Annotated in this window: 16 protein-coding genes and 1 tRNA gene; 2 read left to right on the forward strand and 15 right to left on the reverse strand. The window is 55.2% G+C overall.

The genetic code is table 11. The annotated features are described in order from the left end of the window. From J2S70_RS00385 to rpsA, 6 genes are all read right to left on the reverse strand, one after another. Positions 1–1,107 carry a TerC family protein gene (locus J2S70_RS00385; protein ID WP_307683341.1) on the reverse strand — a complete coding sequence of 369 codons (1,107 nt, stop codon included), beginning with the start codon at positions 1,105–1,107 and terminating at the stop codon, positions 1–3. A 240-nt stretch (positions 1,108–1,347) separates the two neighbouring features. Beyond that, positions 1,348–3,396: an excinuclease ABC subunit UvrB gene (gene uvrB / locus J2S70_RS00390; RefSeq protein ID WP_307681777.1), complete on the reverse strand. Its 2,049-nt coding sequence runs from the start codon at positions 3,394–3,396 to the stop codon at positions 1,348–1,350. Positions 3,397–3,433: 37 nt separating this feature from the next. After that, positions 3,434–4,309 (reverse strand): dephospho-CoA kinase, encoded by an 876-nt coding sequence (coaE, locus tag J2S70_RS00395; protein ID WP_307681778.1) that lies wholly within the window; start codon positions 4,307–4,309, stop codon positions 3,434–3,436. After that, a complete protein-coding gene (locus J2S70_RS00400) occupies positions 4,303–4,860 on the reverse strand; it encodes a pyroglutamyl-peptidase I family protein (protein WP_307681779.1) in 558 nt (185 codons plus the stop codon). Before J2S70_RS00400 ends, coaE begins: the two co-directional genes overlap by 7 nt. A 38-nt stretch (positions 4,861–4,898) precedes the next feature. Next, positions 4,899–5,705, reverse strand: a complete 807-nt coding sequence (locus J2S70_RS00405; protein ID WP_307681780.1) for a siderophore-interacting protein — start codon at positions 5,703–5,705, stop codon at positions 4,899–4,901. A 93-nt stretch (positions 5,706–5,798) separates the two neighbouring features. Next, positions 5,799–7,262 carry a 30S ribosomal protein S1 gene (gene rpsA, locus J2S70_RS00410; RefSeq protein WP_307681781.1) on the reverse strand — a complete coding sequence of 488 codons (1,464 nt, stop codon included), beginning with the start codon at positions 7,260–7,262 and terminating at the stop codon, positions 5,799–5,801. A gap of 163 nt (positions 7,263–7,425) precedes the next feature. Here rpsA and J2S70_RS00415 point away from each other — a divergent pair, with 163 nt between their 5' ends. Further along, positions 7,426–8,217: a class I SAM-dependent methyltransferase gene (locus tag J2S70_RS00415; protein WP_307681782.1), complete on the forward strand. Its 792-nt coding sequence runs from the start codon at positions 7,426–7,428 to the stop codon at positions 8,215–8,217. A 1-nt stretch (position 8,218) separates the two neighbouring features. Here the strand turns inward: J2S70_RS00415 and polA are convergent, their stop codons facing one another. Beyond that, positions 8,219–10,927: a DNA polymerase I gene (gene polA, locus J2S70_RS00420; protein WP_307681783.1), complete on the reverse strand. Its 2,709-nt coding sequence runs from the start codon at positions 10,925–10,927 to the stop codon at positions 8,219–8,221. A 43-nt stretch (positions 10,928–10,970) separates the two neighbouring features. Between polA and J2S70_RS00425 the strand changes: the two genes are divergently transcribed. Continuing rightward, entirely contained in the window at positions 10,971–11,348 is a 378-nt protein-coding gene (locus J2S70_RS00425) for a PaaI family thioesterase (protein WP_307681784.1), read from the forward strand. 8 nt (positions 11,349–11,356) lie between these two features. Here the strand turns inward: J2S70_RS00425 and J2S70_RS00430 are convergent, their stop codons facing one another. From J2S70_RS00430 to J2S70_RS00465, 8 genes are all read right to left on the reverse strand, one after another. Beyond that, a complete protein-coding gene (locus J2S70_RS00430) occupies positions 11,357–11,953 on the reverse strand; it encodes an ANTAR domain-containing response regulator (RefSeq protein ID WP_307683342.1) in 597 nt (198 codons plus the stop codon). A gap of 150 nt (positions 11,954–12,103) precedes the next feature. Next, positions 12,104–12,185: transfer RNA gene (locus J2S70_RS00435), tRNA-Leu, on the reverse strand. Between the two features lie 77 nt (positions 12,186–12,262). Continuing rightward, positions 12,263–13,690, reverse strand: a complete 1,428-nt coding sequence (pyk, locus tag J2S70_RS00440; protein ID WP_307681785.1) for a pyruvate kinase — start codon at positions 13,688–13,690, stop codon at positions 12,263–12,265. Positions 13,691–13,739: 49 nt separating this feature from the next. Further along, positions 13,740–14,678 carry a prolipoprotein diacylglyceryl transferase gene (gene lgt, locus J2S70_RS00445; RefSeq protein WP_307681786.1) on the reverse strand — a complete coding sequence of 313 codons (939 nt, stop codon included), beginning with the start codon at positions 14,676–14,678 and terminating at the stop codon, positions 13,740–13,742. A 3-nt stretch (positions 14,679–14,681) separates the two neighbouring features. Beyond that, positions 14,682–15,494: a tryptophan synthase subunit alpha gene (gene trpA, locus J2S70_RS00450; protein ID WP_307681787.1), complete on the reverse strand. Its 813-nt coding sequence runs from the start codon at positions 15,492–15,494 to the stop codon at positions 14,682–14,684. After that, positions 15,491–16,717 (reverse strand): tryptophan synthase subunit beta, encoded by a 1,227-nt coding sequence (gene trpB / locus J2S70_RS00455; RefSeq protein ID WP_307681788.1) that lies wholly within the window; start codon positions 16,715–16,717, stop codon positions 15,491–15,493. Before trpB ends, trpA begins: the two co-directional genes overlap by 4 nt. A 13-nt stretch (positions 16,718–16,730) precedes the next feature. Then, positions 16,731–17,528: an indole-3-glycerol phosphate synthase TrpC gene (trpC, locus tag J2S70_RS00460; protein WP_307681789.1), complete on the reverse strand. Its 798-nt coding sequence runs from the start codon at positions 17,526–17,528 to the stop codon at positions 16,731–16,733. Between the two features lie 50 nt (positions 17,529–17,578). Further along, positions 17,579–19,105, reverse strand: coding sequence for a chorismate-binding protein (locus J2S70_RS00465; protein WP_307681790.1), 1,527 nt, complete (start codon positions 19,103–19,105; stop codon positions 17,579–17,581). Positions 19,106–19,119: the final 14 nt, after the last annotated feature.

Below are 19,119 nucleotides of genomic sequence, written 5' to 3' on the forward strand. Positions count from 1 at the left end.
TTATTTCCACGCGTTACCCGGCCCGTCTTTCAAGGGATCCGAGCTATTCGCCTCCGGATCCAAGGACGGTTTGGGTTTTTCGTGCGGGCCAATTTCGGCGGCAGCATCCGCTGGCGAATTCAGGGTTGGCCATTTCTTGGAGCCCCAAATAGAAACAATCACGGTCATGCCGATCGCACTGAGAATCACCGCGGTCGATTGCAGCGGCGATGGTTCGGGAATAAACAGAAGCATGTCGTAACCGTGGAAGGCGTGAATAATGAGTTTCAAAGCGATGAAGCCGAGAATGAACGCCAAGCCAAAGTGCAGATAAATCAGGCGGTCCAACAGTCCATCAACGAGGAAATAGAGCTGACGCAAACCAAGGAGTGAGAACGCGTTGGCGGCAAAGACGATAAACGGTTCTTGGGTCAGGCCGTAAATCGCGGGAATCGAATCGAGCGCGAACATGATGTCGATTGAGCCGATCGAGATGACGCAGAGCATGAGCGGCGTGATCCAGGTCTTGCCACCACGCCGAACCACGAGGCGTTGCCCGACATAACCGTCGGTCACCCTGAAGATACGCGAGACGAAGCGAGTAAGCGCATTCGGTTCATATTCGCTTGAGGGATCTAGAGCATGAGGGTTGCGCCGGTCCTTTTCTTGCTCGATACCATCCTTGATCTGGTCGATTGCGGTATACAGCATCCAAGCGCCGAAGATAAAGAATACCCAAGCGAACTGTTCGATAATCGCTGCGGCTAGCATGATGAATGCAAAACGTAGCACGAGGGCGATGACGATACCCCACATGACAACCTTCTGCTGATAGATTCTGGGAACCCTGAAGGCGGCGATAATAATGATGAAAACGAATATATTGTCAAGAGACAGTGACTTTTCAGTCAGATAGCCAGCAAAATATTCCGTTGCAAACTCCGGGCTATGCCGGAAATACATCAGGACGCCAAATAGTAGGGCAATCACGATGTAGAAAGTGGACCAAATGGCAGCTTCTTTAAGGGTCGGCTCGTGTGGCTTGCGCACGTGCCCAAGGAGATCCCAAGCAATTAATACGATGATGATGGCGAATAGCGCGAACCATTCCCAGGTGTGCACTTCCATCGCTTCCGCAGAGTTGCGAGCGGTGAGCAACGCGGTTTGAAACGTGGACATGGAGTATCCTTCCGGTACGTCAAGTTGTAGTACCGGAGGTCTCTTCCCGCCTTGTTTTACTCAAGGCCTCGACCCGGGCAAACGCCGTATTGACGAGTCGATGTTGGGTGGGAATACTCCCCTCCGTCTGATTCGATGATAGCCCACGGCGCCGCGTTCGTAACCGGTAGGGCCGTGTGATTCAGAACATCACACGCTATCGATCTGGCGCAGTTCTTTCTTGACATCCTCAATTTCGTCTCGAAGGCGCGCGGCGAGCTCAAACTGAAGCTGTTCGGCAGCCGCGTGCATCTGTTCGGTAAGGTCTTCGAGAAGTTGGCGGATTTCTCGGCCGTCTTGCGGCAGACGCTCGCTCATCGACGTTTCTTTTCGATAGCCGCCATCGAGCAACTGTTGGGTGTCAACATCCTCGCGCGCGAGCATGTCAGTGACGTCGGAGATTTTCTTGCGCAGCGGCGTCGGGTCAATTCCGTGCTTGCGATTATAGGCAAGCTGTTTATCACGACGGCGGTTGGTTTCGTCGATCGCTTCCTTCATGTTGGCCGTGATTTCATCGGCATACATGTGTACCTGGCCCGAAACGTTACGCGCCGCACGGCCAATCGTCTGAATGAGGGATGTTGTTGATCGAAGGAAACCTTGCTTATCCGCGTCGAGAATGGAAACTAACGACACTTCGGGAAGGTCGAGACCCTCGCGCAAAAGGTTAATTCCAACGAGGACGTCAAACTTGCCGAGGCGTAATTCGCGTAGAAGTTCCACGCGGCGCAGGGTGTCGACGTCAGAATGTAGATATTCCACTCTGACCCCTCGTTCGATCATGTAATCGGTCAGATCTTCCGCCATTTTCTTCGTCAATGTGGTGACGAGTACACGCTCGTCACGGTCAGCTCGAATCCGAATTTCCTCCAGCAGGTCATCAATCTGCCCTTTCGTTGGCTTGACGATGATCTCCGGATCAACCAACCCCGTGGGGCGAATGATCTGCTCGACAACCCCATCAGATTTCTCGAGCTCATATTTGCCCGGTGTTGCCGAAAGATAAACCGTTTGCCCAATTCGTTCGAGGAATTCTTCCCATTTCAAAGGCCGATTATCCATAGCCGACGGCAAGCGAAAACCGTATTCGACCAACGTGCGTTTTCGAGACATATCGCCCTCATACATAGCACCGATCTGCGGGACCGTCACATGCGATTCGTCGATGACCAGCACGAAATCTTCCGGAAAATAATCAAGAAGCGTATGGGGTGGCGTTCCCGGCCCTCGACCATCAATGTGGCGCGAGTAGTTCTCGATCCCCGAACATGTGCCAAGATTACGCATCATTTCTACATCGAAAGTAGTCCGCATTTCTAGGCGCTGGGCTTCAAGCAGCTTGCCTTGCTCTCGAAATTCCTCAAGGCGAATCTCGAGTTCCTGCTTGATGGATCCCATCGCGCGCTCCATGCGCTCCGGGCCTGCTACGTAATGCGATGCTGGAAAAATATGGGCGTGATCCGATTCACGAATCACGTTTCCCGTGAGCGGATGCAGTAGAGATATCGCGTCAATCTCGTCACCAAAAAACTCGATCCTTACCGCCAATTCTTCGTATACCGGAATAATTTCGACGGTATCGCCACGCACGCGGAATGTCCCCCGAGTGAAGGCCATGTCATTACGCGTGTACTGCATTGAAACAAATTGCTTCAAAAGCGCGTCTCGATCGAGTTCTTGCCCAACCTCTAGCTGTACCATTCGGTCGACGTATTCTTGCGGAGTTCCAAGGCCGTAAATGCACGAAACTGAGGCGACCACGACGACGTCGCGCCTGGTTAACAAAGAGTTCGTGGCGGAATGGCGAAGGCGTTCAACCTCGTCGTTAATTGAGGAATCCTTTTCGATATACGTATCCGATTGCGGAACATAAGCTTCGGGCTGGTAGTAGTCGTAATAGGAAACGAAGTACTCAACCGCATTATTCGGCAACAGTTCCCGAAATTCGGCGGCCAGCTGCGCGGCGAGCGTCTTATTCGGAGCCATCACCAAGGTTGGCCGCTGAATCTGCTCGATGAGCCACGCCGTCGTCGCCGATTTGCCCGTACCGGTAGCTCCGAGCAAAACGACGTCGCTTTCACCGTTGTTAATTCGCTCGGCGAGCTCCTTAATCGCTTGAGGCTGATCACCGGAAGGCGTGTATTCGGAAATAACCTCAAAGGGCGCTTCGGCGCGGACAATATCGCTGACTGGTCGCATGGCTTAAGGCTAGTACCTGACTCCGACAATCGCGCATTCAGTTTGCCGGAAGGGAAACCCTTGCCTGCAGATCCAATGCGGGATTCGCGTGGCGCCAGATATTGCCCTGCTGAATCCAGCCGGCTCGGTCAAGGTTTTCGGTGCGTCCAGATAGCACAAGCGTTCCAGCTTCGTCGGCCGTATTGATCCTCAATGTATCCACCCCCAAAGCACTGAGCCGCCGGACCTGAAGCTCGCTCTCTGTCTGATAAAACACGCGGGCATTTTCTTGGAGCGCGTGATCCACAAAGGTACCGGTGGCCAGCTGATCGCGGAAGGGTACAATCCACGTCTGCCAGATCTGGATGGCGGTCTTTCTCAACTCTTCGGCACTTGCCTCGTTCACGATGACGACATCCGCGATGCTTGCACGGTCCTCGTCAGTTGCCTGGGAGTTGATCCGCGCTTGGGCTTCTTCTTCTGACATTCCCCGGGTGTTCATAAGCCGTTCGATTCGGATCTTTTCGCACGCACTCACCGCTACGTTTGCGGTCATCGCAAACTGATTGGGCTGCCCTACAAGGAGTGGCACGTCATAAACGACGACGCCGCTCGGCTCGCTTTTTCTCAGCGCGCCAAGGCGGTCACGTACTTTGCGTGCAACAGCTTGGTGTGTCATCGCATTCAACGCTTTTCGCTCGGCCTCATTCGAAAAAACAATCTGTGCCATGGTAGCTCGATCAAGGCGACCGTCGTCGCCGATGACGGCGCTCCCCCAACGTTCCGTAATCTTCTCTAGGGCAGGGGTACCTGGTTCGACTATTTCGCGTGCCACCTGGTCGGCGTCGACAACATGAGCGCCGAGCTCCTGCCATATCGAAGCAACGAACGATTTTCCCGAGCCTATTCCGCCCGTCAAGGCCAGTGTCAGCATGGTTCCTCCAACGTCGCAACAAGGAGTAGCTCAACAAGTTTCGCACCTTCCTCCACGGAAAAAGCTTCTGCTGGTGGGAGGTGAAGAAAGCCGGCGCGCTTTGACGTCTGTATCCCGCAGAACAACACAGTGTTGCATACATACAGCCCTGCTGTACGCGATTCTTTCAGTTGATATCCAGTTGCGTTTGCACTCTCGATGAGGCGCCGGAACGGCAAGGTAGTCTCGAATGCAAGCGGCGCCGATTCATCAATACTGTTTCCTAACGCCACGTGACCGGCATTATCAGGTGTCGGCGCATCCTGCCGATTCATCGCGAAGCGCTCCAGCGTCGGCACGTCCCGGTCAGCGGCAAGTCCAAGCCCAAGATGCACATCGAATGGTCCGAGGCCAATAACCCGTTGGCGAGCCGCCTCGTATTCGACTGGCAGAATCTCAACCACGAATTGCTCTGGCCTATTCCACCGTTGCCCCACGAGTCGGGCGACGTGTTCTGTCGGGTTGTATGTATGAGAGCCGAAAGGCCCGAACGCCGTCAATAAAATGCGCATACGCCAAGTTTACCGAAGGCGATCCGGATAGAGCTTGTCTACGCTGTAGCTACTTCTTCGCGTGGGTCGATCGGCGCATGATGGTCATGGCCCTGTACTCCACGCTTCCAGTAACCCGTCATGTCAATATTTTTCTTGTCGATTCGTGACTCGTTACGCAACCAGCGGCGCGGTTCAATGAGCCAGGTGGCTTCGCCTCCAAACCATGCGTAAGTATCGCAGGTTGGATTAATCGTCTTAAGTAGCTCAACTGTCCTGCCCGGATCGGTTGACACGTCATGAACCTGCACATTCTCACCGTGGATAAGATCTGCTAGGTACTCTAGCGCATCAACATCCGGGCAGTTAATGACAATGTCAATATGTTCGGCCGACGCTGTCTCGAGCCATCGTGCCAACGCCGGCAACGCACTCGAGTCTGAACCGAGAAGCAACCTAGGCGAATTGGGAATCAACTTGGAACCGCGCGGGCCGATCGTCGTAATTTTAGTTCCGCAGCGAGCTGCGCGAACCCAGTCCATCAACGGGCCTTCCGGGTGTTCGACGATATCGAAAACGAGCCGTGAGCCATCCAGCCACCGTGGTGTCAGATCACGTTTGACGCACCCGGCGGGCACATCCAAGCCACCATCCGGTTTTTGCCGCACATCTGCAGCACCACAGCTTTCATCCATAACAATCTTGAAATGGTCAGTTGGAGAAAGCGAGGCCATTGTTTCGAAGTCATCCCCTTCGACGACGAACCGGTGGAAGCCGGCAACGGCATCCACCTCAGTAACACGGCCAGACCTCGGGGTCAGTCCGTGCATGACCCGCTCTCGTTCAAAAATCTTCACATCATGCATAAACGAAAGCCTATCCTTGCGTAATTGAAAAGTGAAGGATTCACGTCACAGAAATGGGGGCACCGCACGGTGCCCCCATTTGAAGTATGAGCTCTAGTTGCCGGTTAGCTTCTCGCGAAGTGCCGCTAGTGCCTCATCGGATGCGAGTGTGCCAGGTGCCTCGGCATCTGCCGTGTAAGAGGCCTGAACATCCTCAGCTGTTCCGACGTGATGGTCGGAGTCGGCTGCCTCAGCGTCAGCTTCCTGATGCTGCGCTACCTGCTCCTTGTGGGCAATCCAGCGAGCTTCCGCCTCGGCGTACTCGGCCTCCCACGCAGCCTGGTTCTCCTCGTAGCCTTCAAGCCACTCGTTGGCTTCGGGGTCGAAGCCTTCTGGATACTTGTAGTTGCCGTCCTCGTCGTACTCGGCGGTCATGCCGTACAGCGACGGATCGAAGTCGTCCGAATTCGGATCCACGCCCTCGTTGGCCTGCTTCAGCGAAAGCGAGATACGCCGGCGTTCGAGATCGATATCGATCACCTTGACGAAAACGGTGTCATTAACCTTGGCAACCTGCTCAGGCAGATCGATATGCCGCTGTGCCAGCTCGGAAATGTGAACGAGGCCTTCGATACCATCTTCGACTCGCACGAATGCGCCGAACGGAACCAGCTTTGTGACCTTGCCCGGCACAATCTGACCAATGCGGTGGGTACGAGCGAATGTCTGCCACGGATCTTCCTGCGTGGCCTTAAGCGACAGCGACACGCGCTCGCGATCCATATCGACGTCGAGAACCTCGACAGTGACAGGCTGGCCGACTTCGACAACCTCGGAGGGGTGGTCAATGTGCTTCCAGGACAGCTCGGAAACGTGAACGAGACCGTCAACTCCACCGAGATCAACGAATGCACCGAAGTTGACGATCGAGGAGATAACACCTTCGCGGACCTGACCCTTTTGCAGGGAATCCAGGAAGTGTGCGCGAATCTCCGATTGCGACTGCTCGAGCCAGGCACGGCGGGAAAGAACAACGTTGTTACGGTTCTTATCCAGCTCGATGATCTTCGCCTGAAGTTCGCGGCCGATATAGGGTTGCAGATCACGAACGCGGCGCATCTCAACGAGCGAAGCCGGCAAGAAGCCGCGCAGACCGATGTCGAGAATCAAGCCGCCCTTAACGACCTCAATCACCGTTCCGGTGACGACGCCGTCGGCTTCCTTGACCTCTTCGATCTTGTCCCATGCGCGTTCGTACTGCGCACGCTTCTTCGACAGGAGAAGACGGCCCTCCTTGTCCTCCTTCTGGAGAACGAGGGCTTCGATCTGGTCACCAACTTCAACAACATCATCTGGGTCGATGTCGTGCTTGATGGAAAGTTCTTTGGAAGGGATAACACCCTCAGTCTTGTAGCCGATATCGAGAAGGACTTCGTCCCGGTCGACCTTGACTACTGTGCCTTCGACGATGTCGCCATCGTTAAAGTATTTGATTGTTTCATCGACAGCGGCGATGAGTTCTTCTTCTGTGCCGATGTCGTTGATGGCGACCTCTTGGGCCTGATTGTTCGTGGTCATAGAGTTGGTGACTCCGGATAATTTACTAGTATGGACAATTGGACACGGTGCCCCAGCCAGTGCAGGCCAGTGGCACCAATCGACAAGTTTACGGGTAGATGGAACCATTGTTCAAGCGCGATACTGCCCCTAACTGCCGATTTGCCCACACTTGGAGGTTTCATTGAGCGCAGGTTTCACTCCCGTTTACCCATACGATCATTTCGGGCAAGCAAACAGTAGATGGTGGTCCGATAATGCCGATGACTATCTCGGCGAATTCGGCTCAATTCTCGGTGAGACAGACTTCATTTGGGGCCCGGAAGGTCTACGCGAACAGAATGTCGAATTGCTCGGAACACCGGAATCTTTAACAAACTCCTCGATACTGGAAATCGGAGCTGGTGCGGCGCAGTGTTCGCGCTATCTTGCGCTCAAGGGTTTAGACGTAACTGCCAGTGATATTGCGCCGGGCATGGTTGACGCAGCACTGAGTCTGAACGCCAAACATGAAGTCAGTTTTCCCGTGGATATGGCGGACGCACGTAACCTGCCCTATGACGACGGGCGGTTCGATGTTGTTTTTACAAGTTTCGGTGCGATCGATTTTATTTCTGAGCTGAGGGAACTCCACTGCGAAATACGCAGGGTCCTTAAACCATTGGGCCGATGGATTTTTTCCTGCTCACACCCGGTGAAGTGGATTTTTGCGGACAATCCAAACTCTTTCGAGGTCTTCCATTCGTATTTTGATCGCACGCCATATCTTGAGCGCCGCTCGGATGGGGAACTTGAATACGCGCACTTCCACCACACTCTGGCTGACCACGTGAACGCCTTGACCGATGCAGGCTTTCATATCGAGGAGTGCATCGAACCCGAATGGCCCGCAGATCGCAAAGTCGTGTGGGGCGCCTGGGGGCCAATCCGCTCCGCAAAAGTTCCCGGCACGATTATTTTCGGCTGTAGAAGCTAAATCAGTGTGCTGCGTCGCGCCAGTTACGGCCGATGCCTATACCTACCGATAGCGGCACGCTCAACTGAGCTGCTTGCCCCATGTGTTCGCGCACGATTTCTTCAAGCGCTTCGGCCTCCTCCGCTTTAATCTCAAACACCAGTTCGTCGTGAATTTGCAAGAGCATGCGTGATTCGAGACCTGCTTTGGTAATTGCATCATCGACGAGCACCATGGCGTACTTGATAATGTCGGCCGCTGATCCTTGAATAGGTGCGTTAAGAGCCATGCGTTCGGCGGATTCTCGCACCTGCCGATTCTGGCTGGTGAGGCCGGGAAGATAACGCCGGCGGCCCATAATCGTCGAGGTGTAGCCATCCTTTCGAGCCTGAACTACCACCTCGTCCAGATAGTCACGTACGGCACCAAAGCGTTCGAAGTAATCATTCATCAGCCGGTCAGCCTCACCCACGGAGATCCGTAACTGTTGGGACAGGCCATATGCAGACAAACCGTAGGCAAGCCCGTAGCTCATCGCCTTGATCTTTGAACGCTGCTCCCCTGTCACAGCATCTTCGTCAACGCCGAAGACTCGCCCGGCCACGTAATTGTGCAAATCCGCCCCCTCGTTGAAAGCGTTAATCAGCGAGGTGTCATGAGACAGATGAGCCATCAAGCGCATCTCGATTTGCGAATAGTCGGCTGTCATCAGGTAGTCGAAGCCCTCGCCAGGCACGAAGATTTCGCGAATTTGGCGGCCTTCTTCGGTGCGGGTATGAATATTTTGCAGATTCGGATCGGTCGACGACAGGCGGCCCGTTGCGGCAACCGTCTGCTGGAAGGTGGTGTGGATCCGCTGGTCGTCAAGGATTGAACGTTGCAATCCTTCGACAGACTGGCGAAGCTTGATCGCTTCACGGTGTTCCATAAGCCCGGCCAGAAATTCTTGGCCGGCTCGCGCGGCGTCATCTTCGCGTGGTGCAATCTTCGCAAATAGATCTGCAAGGGCATCCGCGTTAGTGGTATATCCCGACTTCGTTTTCTTCGTCTTCGGCAGATCCAATTTGTCAAAGAGAACCTCTTGGAGTTGCTTCGGGCTTGAGAGATTGACCGAGTCATCTCCGATGGCCGCGTATGCGCGGTCTTGGGCGTCCTCCACCCTCGTGTTGAAATCGTGGTAGAGCGAGGAGAGCCTGTCCTGATCGACCGCTATTCCTGCGGTTTCCATCTCGTACAGAAGCTGAGATACTGCCAGTTCGAGTTCGATCAGCATCCCGTCAGGATCCACGTTGTCAAGTTCCGCGTCGAAGGCGGCGCGCAAGTCGTGCAAAATTCCAGCTCGTGGCGCGATCGGGCTATCGATTATCGTGCCATCCTCACCGATTCCAAGGGTGTCACCGGAGCCAGTCAGCGTAGCCAAATCGTAATTCAGGTAGCGTTGGGCCAGATCTTCGACGTCGTATTTGCGTTGATCGGGGTGTAACAGATAAGCATCAATTTCGGTGTCGGCAACAATTCCGCGCAAGGTGATTCCAACACCCGCCCAGGCGTGTGCTATCCCTTTCATTCCGTGGCCAATCTTCGCCTGATTCGCATCTTCCAAAAAAGCGACGAGAGCTTTCTCATCGCCGTCGTCGAGGCTCAATCTATCGCCGTAGAACACTGAACGGTCGGGGGCTGCAATCGCAAAATGCTCTACGTCGCCCCGAAGCGGATCCCTGTTTCCCACGACGTCAAGGGCCCACGGCCCTTCGTGTTCGGTTAGGAATTGTTGAAGCGGTATAGATCCCGCAGCAATCGAAGTAACTTCTAGCAGCTCCGGGCTATCTCCTTCTCCGTGAGATTCGCCGTCGCGCATCGGAAGTTCTTTCAACACCCGCTCGCGCATGGTGGTGAAATTTAGCGTGTCGAACAGCTGGTGCATTGCCTCTCTGTCAACGCCACGCGGTTCAAGCTCGTCAAGATCCTCAACAATCGGTAGTTCGCGCACCAAATCGTTGAGCTTGCGATTACGCCGCACTGCATCGATGTTATCGCGTAAGTTCTGGCCGGTTTTTCCGCCAATTTCATCGGCATTCTCGAGCAGCGCTTCGAGCGAACCGTAATGATTGAGCCACTTAGCGGCAGTTTTTGGTCCCCAAAGTGGAACACCAGGGATATTATCGGCATCTTCACCCACGAGTGCGGCAAGGTCGGAATACATTTGAGGAGTGACACCCGTTTTTTGCTCAACTACTTCCGGTGTGTATACCGCCATTTGCGACCGTGGCATGGGATACATCAGCGTGATCGAATCATCAACAAGCTGATAGGTATCTTTATCACCCGACGCAATGTAAACCTCCATACCTGCAGCTTCGCCCCGAGTGGCCAGCGTGGCCACGATGTCGTCCGCCTCGTAGTCCTCATAGGTCAGCCACGACACACCGATCACGTCGAGTGCTTCTTGGATGACAGATATTTGCCCTTTAAACTCTTCGGGCGTCGCAGCTCGGCCGCCCTTGTATTCGGCATATTCGCGAGTTCTGAAAGTGCCCCCTGGCAAGTCAAAAGCTACCGCGATGTGAGTGGGCGATAAATCTGCAACCAGCTTCAAAAGCGTGGAGAGGAAACCATGCACGGCGTTCGTGTACTGCCCCTGGTCGGTCACGAAACTGTCTGCGGGCAATGCGAAAAATGATCGGAATGCCAGCGAATGCCCATCGAGTACAAGAAGAGTTTTGTTATTCACGTTCACTACCCTATCGCGCGTTTCCGACAACTACACTTGCACCATGAGCCAAAACTGGACAGAACTTTCCAAAACTCTCGGCATCGAGGTCATTACTAACAATCCAGACGAGTGCGAAATTGAGTTATCCACCGCCGGTCTGCGCCAACCCCACGGTTTACTCCACGGCGGAATGAACGGCGTCGTCGTCGAACACGCTGGCTCACTTCTTGCTCAGGCAAACGCACCAATCGGCAAGGTCGCCGTCGGCCTCGAACTGTCCGTCTCTCACCTGAAAGCCAATGCGTCTGGAATCATGCGCGCTCGGGCGAGCGTAGTTAAGTGCGGACAGACCATCTTCGTCTCAAACGTTGACGTAACTGACGCGGAAGGTAAACTCACCGCATCCGGCCGGCTCACCTGCGTTTACATGACACCCTGAGGCTCCTTCTACTTATCCCCGACCTGCTCGATGACGGCGTCCGCTACTTCGCGCATGGTTAACCGGCGGTCCATCGAAGTTTTTTGAATCCAGCGGAACGCTTCGGGTTCAGTCAGCCCCATCTGTTCCTGCAAAAGCCCCTTCGCCTGATCGACCCGCTTGCGCGTTTCGAATTTCTCCGAAAGCGAGGCCACTTCATTTTCAAGCGACGCGATTTCTCGCGAACGGGAAAGAGCAATTTCAACTGCCGGAATAAGATCTTCCGGCGTGAACGGCTTGACGACATAGGCCATAGCGCCAGCATCGCGGGCACGTTCAACAAGCTCCTTTTGTGAGAACGCCGTGAGCATCACGATTGCAGTTTGCTGTTCGGACAAAATCTTCTTGGCAGCGGTGATCCCGTCCATTCCGGGCATCTTCACGTCCATCACGATGAGGTCCGGATCGTGCTCTTCAACGAGCGTGATGGCCTGATCACCGGAAGCAGCTTCGCCTACAACTGTGTAGCCGGCATCTTGTAAGGTTTCTACGATATCAAGCCGAATCAGGGTCTCATCTTCGACGACCAGGGCGCGCACGGTTGCGGGGTCAGTATCATCTTTGATTCTTTCCACCTTGGCGCCCGCTACTGAATCTTTCACGCCTTCCTCCAATCTCAATGAAGCTAACGACCTGCGAAAACAGGTACCTTTCCAATCAATAGTATAAATCCGCGCTCTGAAGAAAGCTCGTTAATTAAGACGTGCACATCTGAGTGCTCCGGGCGGGACTCGAACCCGCATGCCTTTCAGCGCTGCATTTTGAGTGCAGTGTGTCTGCCAATTCCACCACCGGAGCAATGGACGCTAATGATCCTACTGCTATCCGAGCAAGAAACAGCTCTCCTATATGTGGAGATTCCTCACACGTCCAATCTAAAGGTCGCTCCGGAAGGTCTCACCCATCTTGTGGATACGAATCGTATTCGTTGATCCGACCTTCCCGGGCGGCATTCCCGAGACGATCACGACGCGATCGCCGTCTTCTGCCAGTCCGCGTTCGCGCAAGCTGACGTCCACCTGTTCAACCATCTCATCCGTATTAGCCACCTCTGGCGTGATGATAGTCTGCACGCCCCACGTCAGCTCAAGGCGTTGGCGTACATCGTCCGACGGCGTGAACACAAGCAGCGGAATCCGAGCGCGTAGCCTAGCCATTCGGCGTGCCGTTTGCCCGGAGGAGGTGAACACCGCAAGGAATTTGACGCCCAGCGCTTCACCGATATCCACCGCGGAACGAGTGATCACACCGTTGCGCGTACGATGTAGGTTGCCAATCTTCGGAATGGATTCCAAACCGTGTTCTTCGGTGAACTCAATAATAGAGGCCATGGTCTGAACACAAATGATCGGGTATTTACCGATCGAAGTTTCACCTGAAAGCATCACCGCGTCAGCGCCGTCAAGGATCGCATTCGCACAATCGGAAGTTTCCGCGCGGGTCGGTGTTGGAGAGGTAATCATCGACTCGAGCACCTGAGTAGCGACAATAACCGGCTTAGCATTTCGGCGCGCAATATTAATCGCACGCTTTTGCACGATCGGCACCTGCTGCAGCGGAAGCTCCACACCCAAGTCTCCGCGGGCCACCATAATGCCGTCAAAGACTCGCACGATTTCATCGAGAACAGTCACGGCCTGCGGCTTTTCAATTTTCGCAATAACGGGGATTCGCCGTCCGACCATGTCCATGATCTCGTGAACGTCCTTGACGTCCTCCGCCGAGCGAACGAATGACAGCGCGCAAATATCCGCGCCATAATTGAGTGCCCACTCCAGATCGATCTTGTCTTTCTCCGAAAGCGCGGGAACTGAGACCGCCACACCCGGAAGATTCACACCCTTGTTGTTCGAAACGGTTCCGCCAATAAGAACCTCTGTGACCACTTCCGGACCGTTAACTGCTTTAACGCGCACCTGCACCTTGCCGTCGTCGATCAAAATAAGATCGCCGGGATTGCAGTCGCCGGGAAGGCCCTTAAAGGTGGTCGACACTAGCTCCTTATCCCCTGGCACATCTTCCGTGGTAATGGTAAAAATGTCACCCTTTTCCAGCAGCACGGGGCCGGATTCGAAGGTGCCCAACCGGATCTTCGGCCCTTGCAAATCAACGAGCACGGCAACGGCTTTACCTGTTTCTTCCGCCGCTTCGCGCACCCAATCAATGCGCTTTTCGTGCTCGTCATGAGTTCCGTGAGAAGCATTAATGCGGGCTACGTTCATTCCCGCTTTCACAAGCTCCACAATTCGCTCTTTGGTGTCTGTGGCTGGACCGAGGGTACAAACAATCTTGGCTCTACGCATGATTCCACCTTACCTGATCAAACACGTACACGAGAGAGCTCGAGCACGGTTATTTGTCCTGTTTACCTTCTGTTTCCTTTTGGCTAGTCTCCGGCTCGACGTCGGCCGCCCCGGTCTCGTCTTGCGTCTCGGTTTCCTCTGCTGCCTGTGTCAGGTCACGCCCATCGAGGTAAATATCTCCGAGTTCCGGATGTTTCTTGAGGTACATCGTCAGAAGAACAAAGCACAACACAGCAAGAACAAACACGACGATCGATGTCCACACATTGAGTCGAAGACCGGCAAAAATCTGTGCCTCATCAATACGTAGATTCTCGATCCACACTCTTCCCACGGTGTACAAGATGACGTACATAATGGCTGTTTGGCCGCCTCGGAGCCTGAATCGTTTTTCCAACCATACGAGCAGCGCCGCCATGGCAAGCACCCACAGCGCCTCGTAAAGGAATGTCGGATGAAAGGTAGTTCCAGGTGGATATCCGGCAGGAATATTCGACTCGTCAATCTTCAAAGCCCATGGCAGGTCCGTTGGTTTTCCGAACAATTCCTGATTGAAATAGTTACCTAGTCGGCCGATTGCCTGCGCGATTAATACACCGGGAGCTAGAGCGTCAGCAAATGGCGCAAACCTCAGCCCCCTGCGGTGCAATGCAATATACCCACCTACTGCGCCAAGTGCGATACCTCCCCAGATTCCGAGTCCGCCCTCCCAAATCCGGAAAGCTTTCGTGAAATCTCCGCCGGGCCCAAAGTACGGATCGGGAGTGGTAATTACGTGATAAATTCGCGCGCCGATAATGCCGAAGAGCACCATCCAAACTGAGACATCAACAGAGACCTCTTCCGGCCCGCCCCACCTGGTGTAGCGCCGATCACCGACCCACCAGGCGACGACGATTCCCACCACGATCGCCAGTGCGTAGAACCTGATATCGAGCGGACCGATAGAAATAGCAGAAATCGATGGTGACGGTATGGCTGTCTGCATCAGTTAACTCTCTCGGATTGCGTGAGCACCAGCCGCGATATCTTCGGCTGCCTTGCGAAGCTCACGCAAACCAGCTTCCTTATCGCCGTCGTTGTCAACGAGAGTCTTCACCAGCGCCGATCCGACGATCACCCCGTCGGCATAGCGGCTAACTTCGAGTGCCTGTTCCCGGTTCGACACACCGATCCCGACGCACACGTTCTTCGCCCCAGCTTTACGCGTGCGCCTTACAAGAGCCTCAGCAGAGGATTCGACCGAAGTCTGCACTCCGGTCACGCCCATTCGCGATGCCGCGTAGACGAAACCGCGCGTCGCGTCGACTGTTTTCTTGATCCGCTCGTCGGTCGACGTGGGTGCTACCAAAAAGATACGTTCAAGATCATACTTGTCGGAAGCTTCGATCCAATCGCCGGCTTCCTCGGGAATCAGGTCGGGCGTAATGAGCCCAGCTCCCCCAGCATTGGCCAAATCGCGGGCAAAGTTGTCAACGCCGTACACAAAGATTGGATTGTAGTACGTCATGATGACGACGGCGGCGCCAGTTTGTGCAACCTCTTCGACGATGTGGAACATGTCACCGCGCTTAAGACCACGCTCGAGCGCCTTTTGGCCCGATTCCTGAATGATCACGCCATCCATAGTCGGATCAGAATAAGGGAAGCCAATTTCCACAATATCCGCGCCGGCGTCGATCACCGTCTTTGCCGCGTCTATCGAACCTTGAACATCCGGGAATCCACCGGAGAGGTAAGCGATGAAAGCCGCGTGGTTATTCGCCCGCGCGCGCTCGATTTGGTCTACCACGTATACGGTCACTTGTTATCCTCCTGCGTACCCTTGCCCAGGTCAAAGTACTCCATGGCCGTTTCCATGTCTTTATCACCGCGGCCGGACAGCGAAACGGCGATCGTCAGTTTCTCACCGTTCTTCGCCGCTTCCTCGCCAATCTTGATCGCCACTGCGAGCGCGTGAGCGGACTCGATCGCGGGAATAATTCCCTCGGAGCGTGAGAGCTTCGCGAAGGCATCCATCGCCTCGGCGTCCGAAATTGGCCAGTATTCTGCCCGGCCAGATTTGGCAAGCGAGGCATGCTGCGGGCCAACGCCCGGATAGTCCAAGCCGGCTGAAATTGACACCGATTCGACAGTCTGGCCATCGTCGTCTTGAAGAACATAAGTTTTCGCGCCGTGCAAGACACCCACATCACCTTGGGTGATTGAAGCAGCATGCCGTCCAGTGTCAAAACCATCGCCTGCGGCTTCCGCGCCCACGATGCGTACTGTGGGATCATCTAGGAACGCGGTGAACATTCCAATCGCGTTAGAACCACCACCCACACATGCCGTGACGACGTCTGGAAGTTCCCCCGTTAGATCGAGGATCTGTGCACGCGCTTCATCGCCGATGATCCGCTGCAAATCGCGAACCAGACTCGGGAACGGATGCGGGCCCGCAGCCGTGCCAAAAATATAATTCGTGCTTTCAACGTTGGTTACCCAGTCACGGAAGGCTTCGTTAATCGCATCCTTGAGTGTTTGCGATCCCGTTTCCACAGAAATAACCTTGGCGCCTAGCAGCTCCATCCGCGCCACGTTCAACGCCTGGCGCTTGACGTCTTTGGCGCCCATGTAGACCACGCACTCAAGTCCAAGCAGCGCGGCCGCCGTCGCTGTTGCCACTCCGTGCTGACCCGCGCCCGTCTCGGCGATCACGCGGTTCTTTCCGATCGAGCGCGTGAGGAGAGCCTGGCCGAGCACGTTGTTGATCTTGTGTGATCCGGTGTGATTGAGATCTTCCCGCTTGAGGATAATGCGCGATCCACCGCAATAGCGCTCACCAAAATGCGGCGCTTCGGTGATAATCGATGGTCGGCCCGAATACGTGCGGTGAAGATGGTCGAGCTCGGAGGCGAACTCGGGGTCATCCTTGAGCTTGAGCCACCCCTCTTCGAGGTCGTTCAGTGCCTTCATAAGGGCCTCTGGGATGAAACGCCCGCCAAATTCGCCGAAATACGGCCCAGTTTCTTCCGAAATTCGCATAGTTCCTACTCTTTCAGTTCGGCTGCTTCCCAGCTGCAACCATGTCACGCACAGCCTGAAGTGGATTTCCATCCGTCACGAGCACTTCACCCATCAACACGGCATCTGCGCCCGAACGCGCGTAGTTCAGCATATCCGTTGGTGAGGCAACGCCCGATTCGGCCACGCACACCACGGTGTCGGGAACCACGTCAACCACGTGGTCGAAGGTTGCCATGTCCACATCAAGCGTCTTTAAGTTTCGCGCATTGATTCCTAGGACGCGCGCCCCAGCGTCCAGGCCTCGGATCGCTTCCTCGCGATTGTGTGCTTCGACGAGTGCCGTCATTCCGAGCTCGTGCACCTGCGCGATAAAAGAGTTCAGATCGTCGTCGTTAAGTGCAGCCACGATAATCAACACGATGTCTGCCCCGTGCGCGCGGGCTTCCCAAATCTGGTAGGGCGTGACCACGAAATCCTTGCGCAGCACCGGGATATCTACACGCTCACGCACGGCGTCGAGGTCGGCAAGGCTACCGCCAAAGCGGCGTTCCTCGGTCAATACGGAAATAGCTGCAGCCCCGCCCTGTTCATAAATTCCGGCAAGATCGGCCGGATCCGGGATGTCGGCAAGAGCTCCCTTCGATGGGCTCTTACGCTTAACTTCGGCAATGACCTGCACTGCACCATCGGCAGGTTTGAGGCGTGCCACCACATCGAGCGGGCTACTCACGTTCGTGACCTGCTCCTTGAGTTGGTCGAGGCTGACTGCCGCTTCACGCTTGGCCAGATCTTCCCGTACGCCCGCAATAATGTCATCTAAAACCGTCATAAATTTCCTTCCCGCGCCCAACTTTACCGGCGCTCACGTATTCGACTCCGTTATTTCGCTAGTTGGGATGCGATTTGAATTGCTTTAATTGAGGCACCCGCCTTGTTGCGCGTTTCGTGGTATTCGTATTCCGGGTCCGATTCCGCGACGACGCCCGCGCCGGCTTGCACTGACGCCCGGCCGTCCTTGATAACCGCAGTTCGAATCGTGATCGCCAAATCCGAGTTGCCTGAAAAATCAAAGTAGCCGGTCACGCCACCGAATACTCCGCGACGCGTGGGCTCAAGTTCGTCGATAATCTCAACTGCTCGTTGCTTAGGGCTTCCCGAGAGCGTACCGGCAGGAAACGTGGCCGCTAGGCAGTCCGCGCTCGTTACTCCATTGCGGAGCTCACCGATCACAGTGGAGGTGATGTGGATGACGTGTGAGAACTTCTTGATGTTCATCTTGTCTACAACCTCAATGGTGCCTAGCTCGCACACCTTTGCCAGGTCTTCTTTTGACAGGTCCACGAGCATCATGTGTTCGTGGACCTCTTTCGGATCGGCCTTGAGCTCCTCGATGACGCGGGCATCATCGAGCGGGTCGGCGGGCCGCGGGCAAGTGCCACCGATTGGGAACGTCATGACCTGCCCCTCTGCCACCCGTACGAGTGTTTCTGGCGACGATCCCACGAGCGTAAATCCTGTTTGCGTGCCGTCGGGTAGTCGCAGGTAGAGCATGTACGGGCTCGGGTTGATCGATCTGAGCTCCTTGTACACTTCAAGCGGATCGGCTGGCGATTCGATATCTGCACGCTGAGAGATGACAATCTGGCTGGCCTGCCCTTCGGCAATGTAATCTTGGGTGGCGCGGATCTTCTGTTCAAATTCTTCCTGACTCATATTCCACTGCGGCTCGGGCACGTCAGACTGGGTGACGGTTGCCGGATGAGCCGATCGTGGACGGTTCAGGCGTTCTTTGATGGCATTGACCCGTTCGACGGCGTCATGCCAAGCCCGTTCAATACCCTCCGGCGTATTGTTCCGGTTGATTGCGTTGGCGATGATCCACACGCAGTTTTCGCGATGATCAACCGCAACGACGTCGTCGGCTAGGCAAAGCGCCGCATCCGGAGTCACGTGGTCGGAGGGCGTTTCGCGGCGCAGGCTTGGCCACCAGTCGTAGAGCGTGTCCCACCCGAGCGTACCAACGAGGCCGCCGGTGAGTGGTGGAAGGCCGTCGATCGGCTCACTGGTGAGCTCGGCAAGGGCACTATTGAGCACGTCGAGGGTGGTGCCATCCTTGCGGATACCTTCTGGAACATCACCGTGCCAGGCGGCCTTTCCCTCAAACGTGGTCATCCATGCGCGTGAGGACACGCCGATCAAGGACCACCGCGACCAGGAGCCATCCGATTCGGCGCTTTCAAGCAAGAACGTCCCAACCTTGGAATCGGCAAGCGCGCGATATAGCGCAACTGGCGCCGCGTCGTCGAGGAAAACTTTGGTCACGACCGGGATGACACGCCTACTTTTGCCAAGCTGCTCAAATTCGTCGAGCCGTGGCCGGATCTGCCCCCAGGTAAAATTCCTCATTCGATCCTCTCTTA

The sequence above is a fragment of the Trueperella bonasi genome (assembly GCF_030811535.1).
GTDB classification, from domain to species: domain Bacteria; phylum Actinomycetota; class Actinomycetes; order Actinomycetales; family Actinomycetaceae; genus Trueperella; species Trueperella bonasi.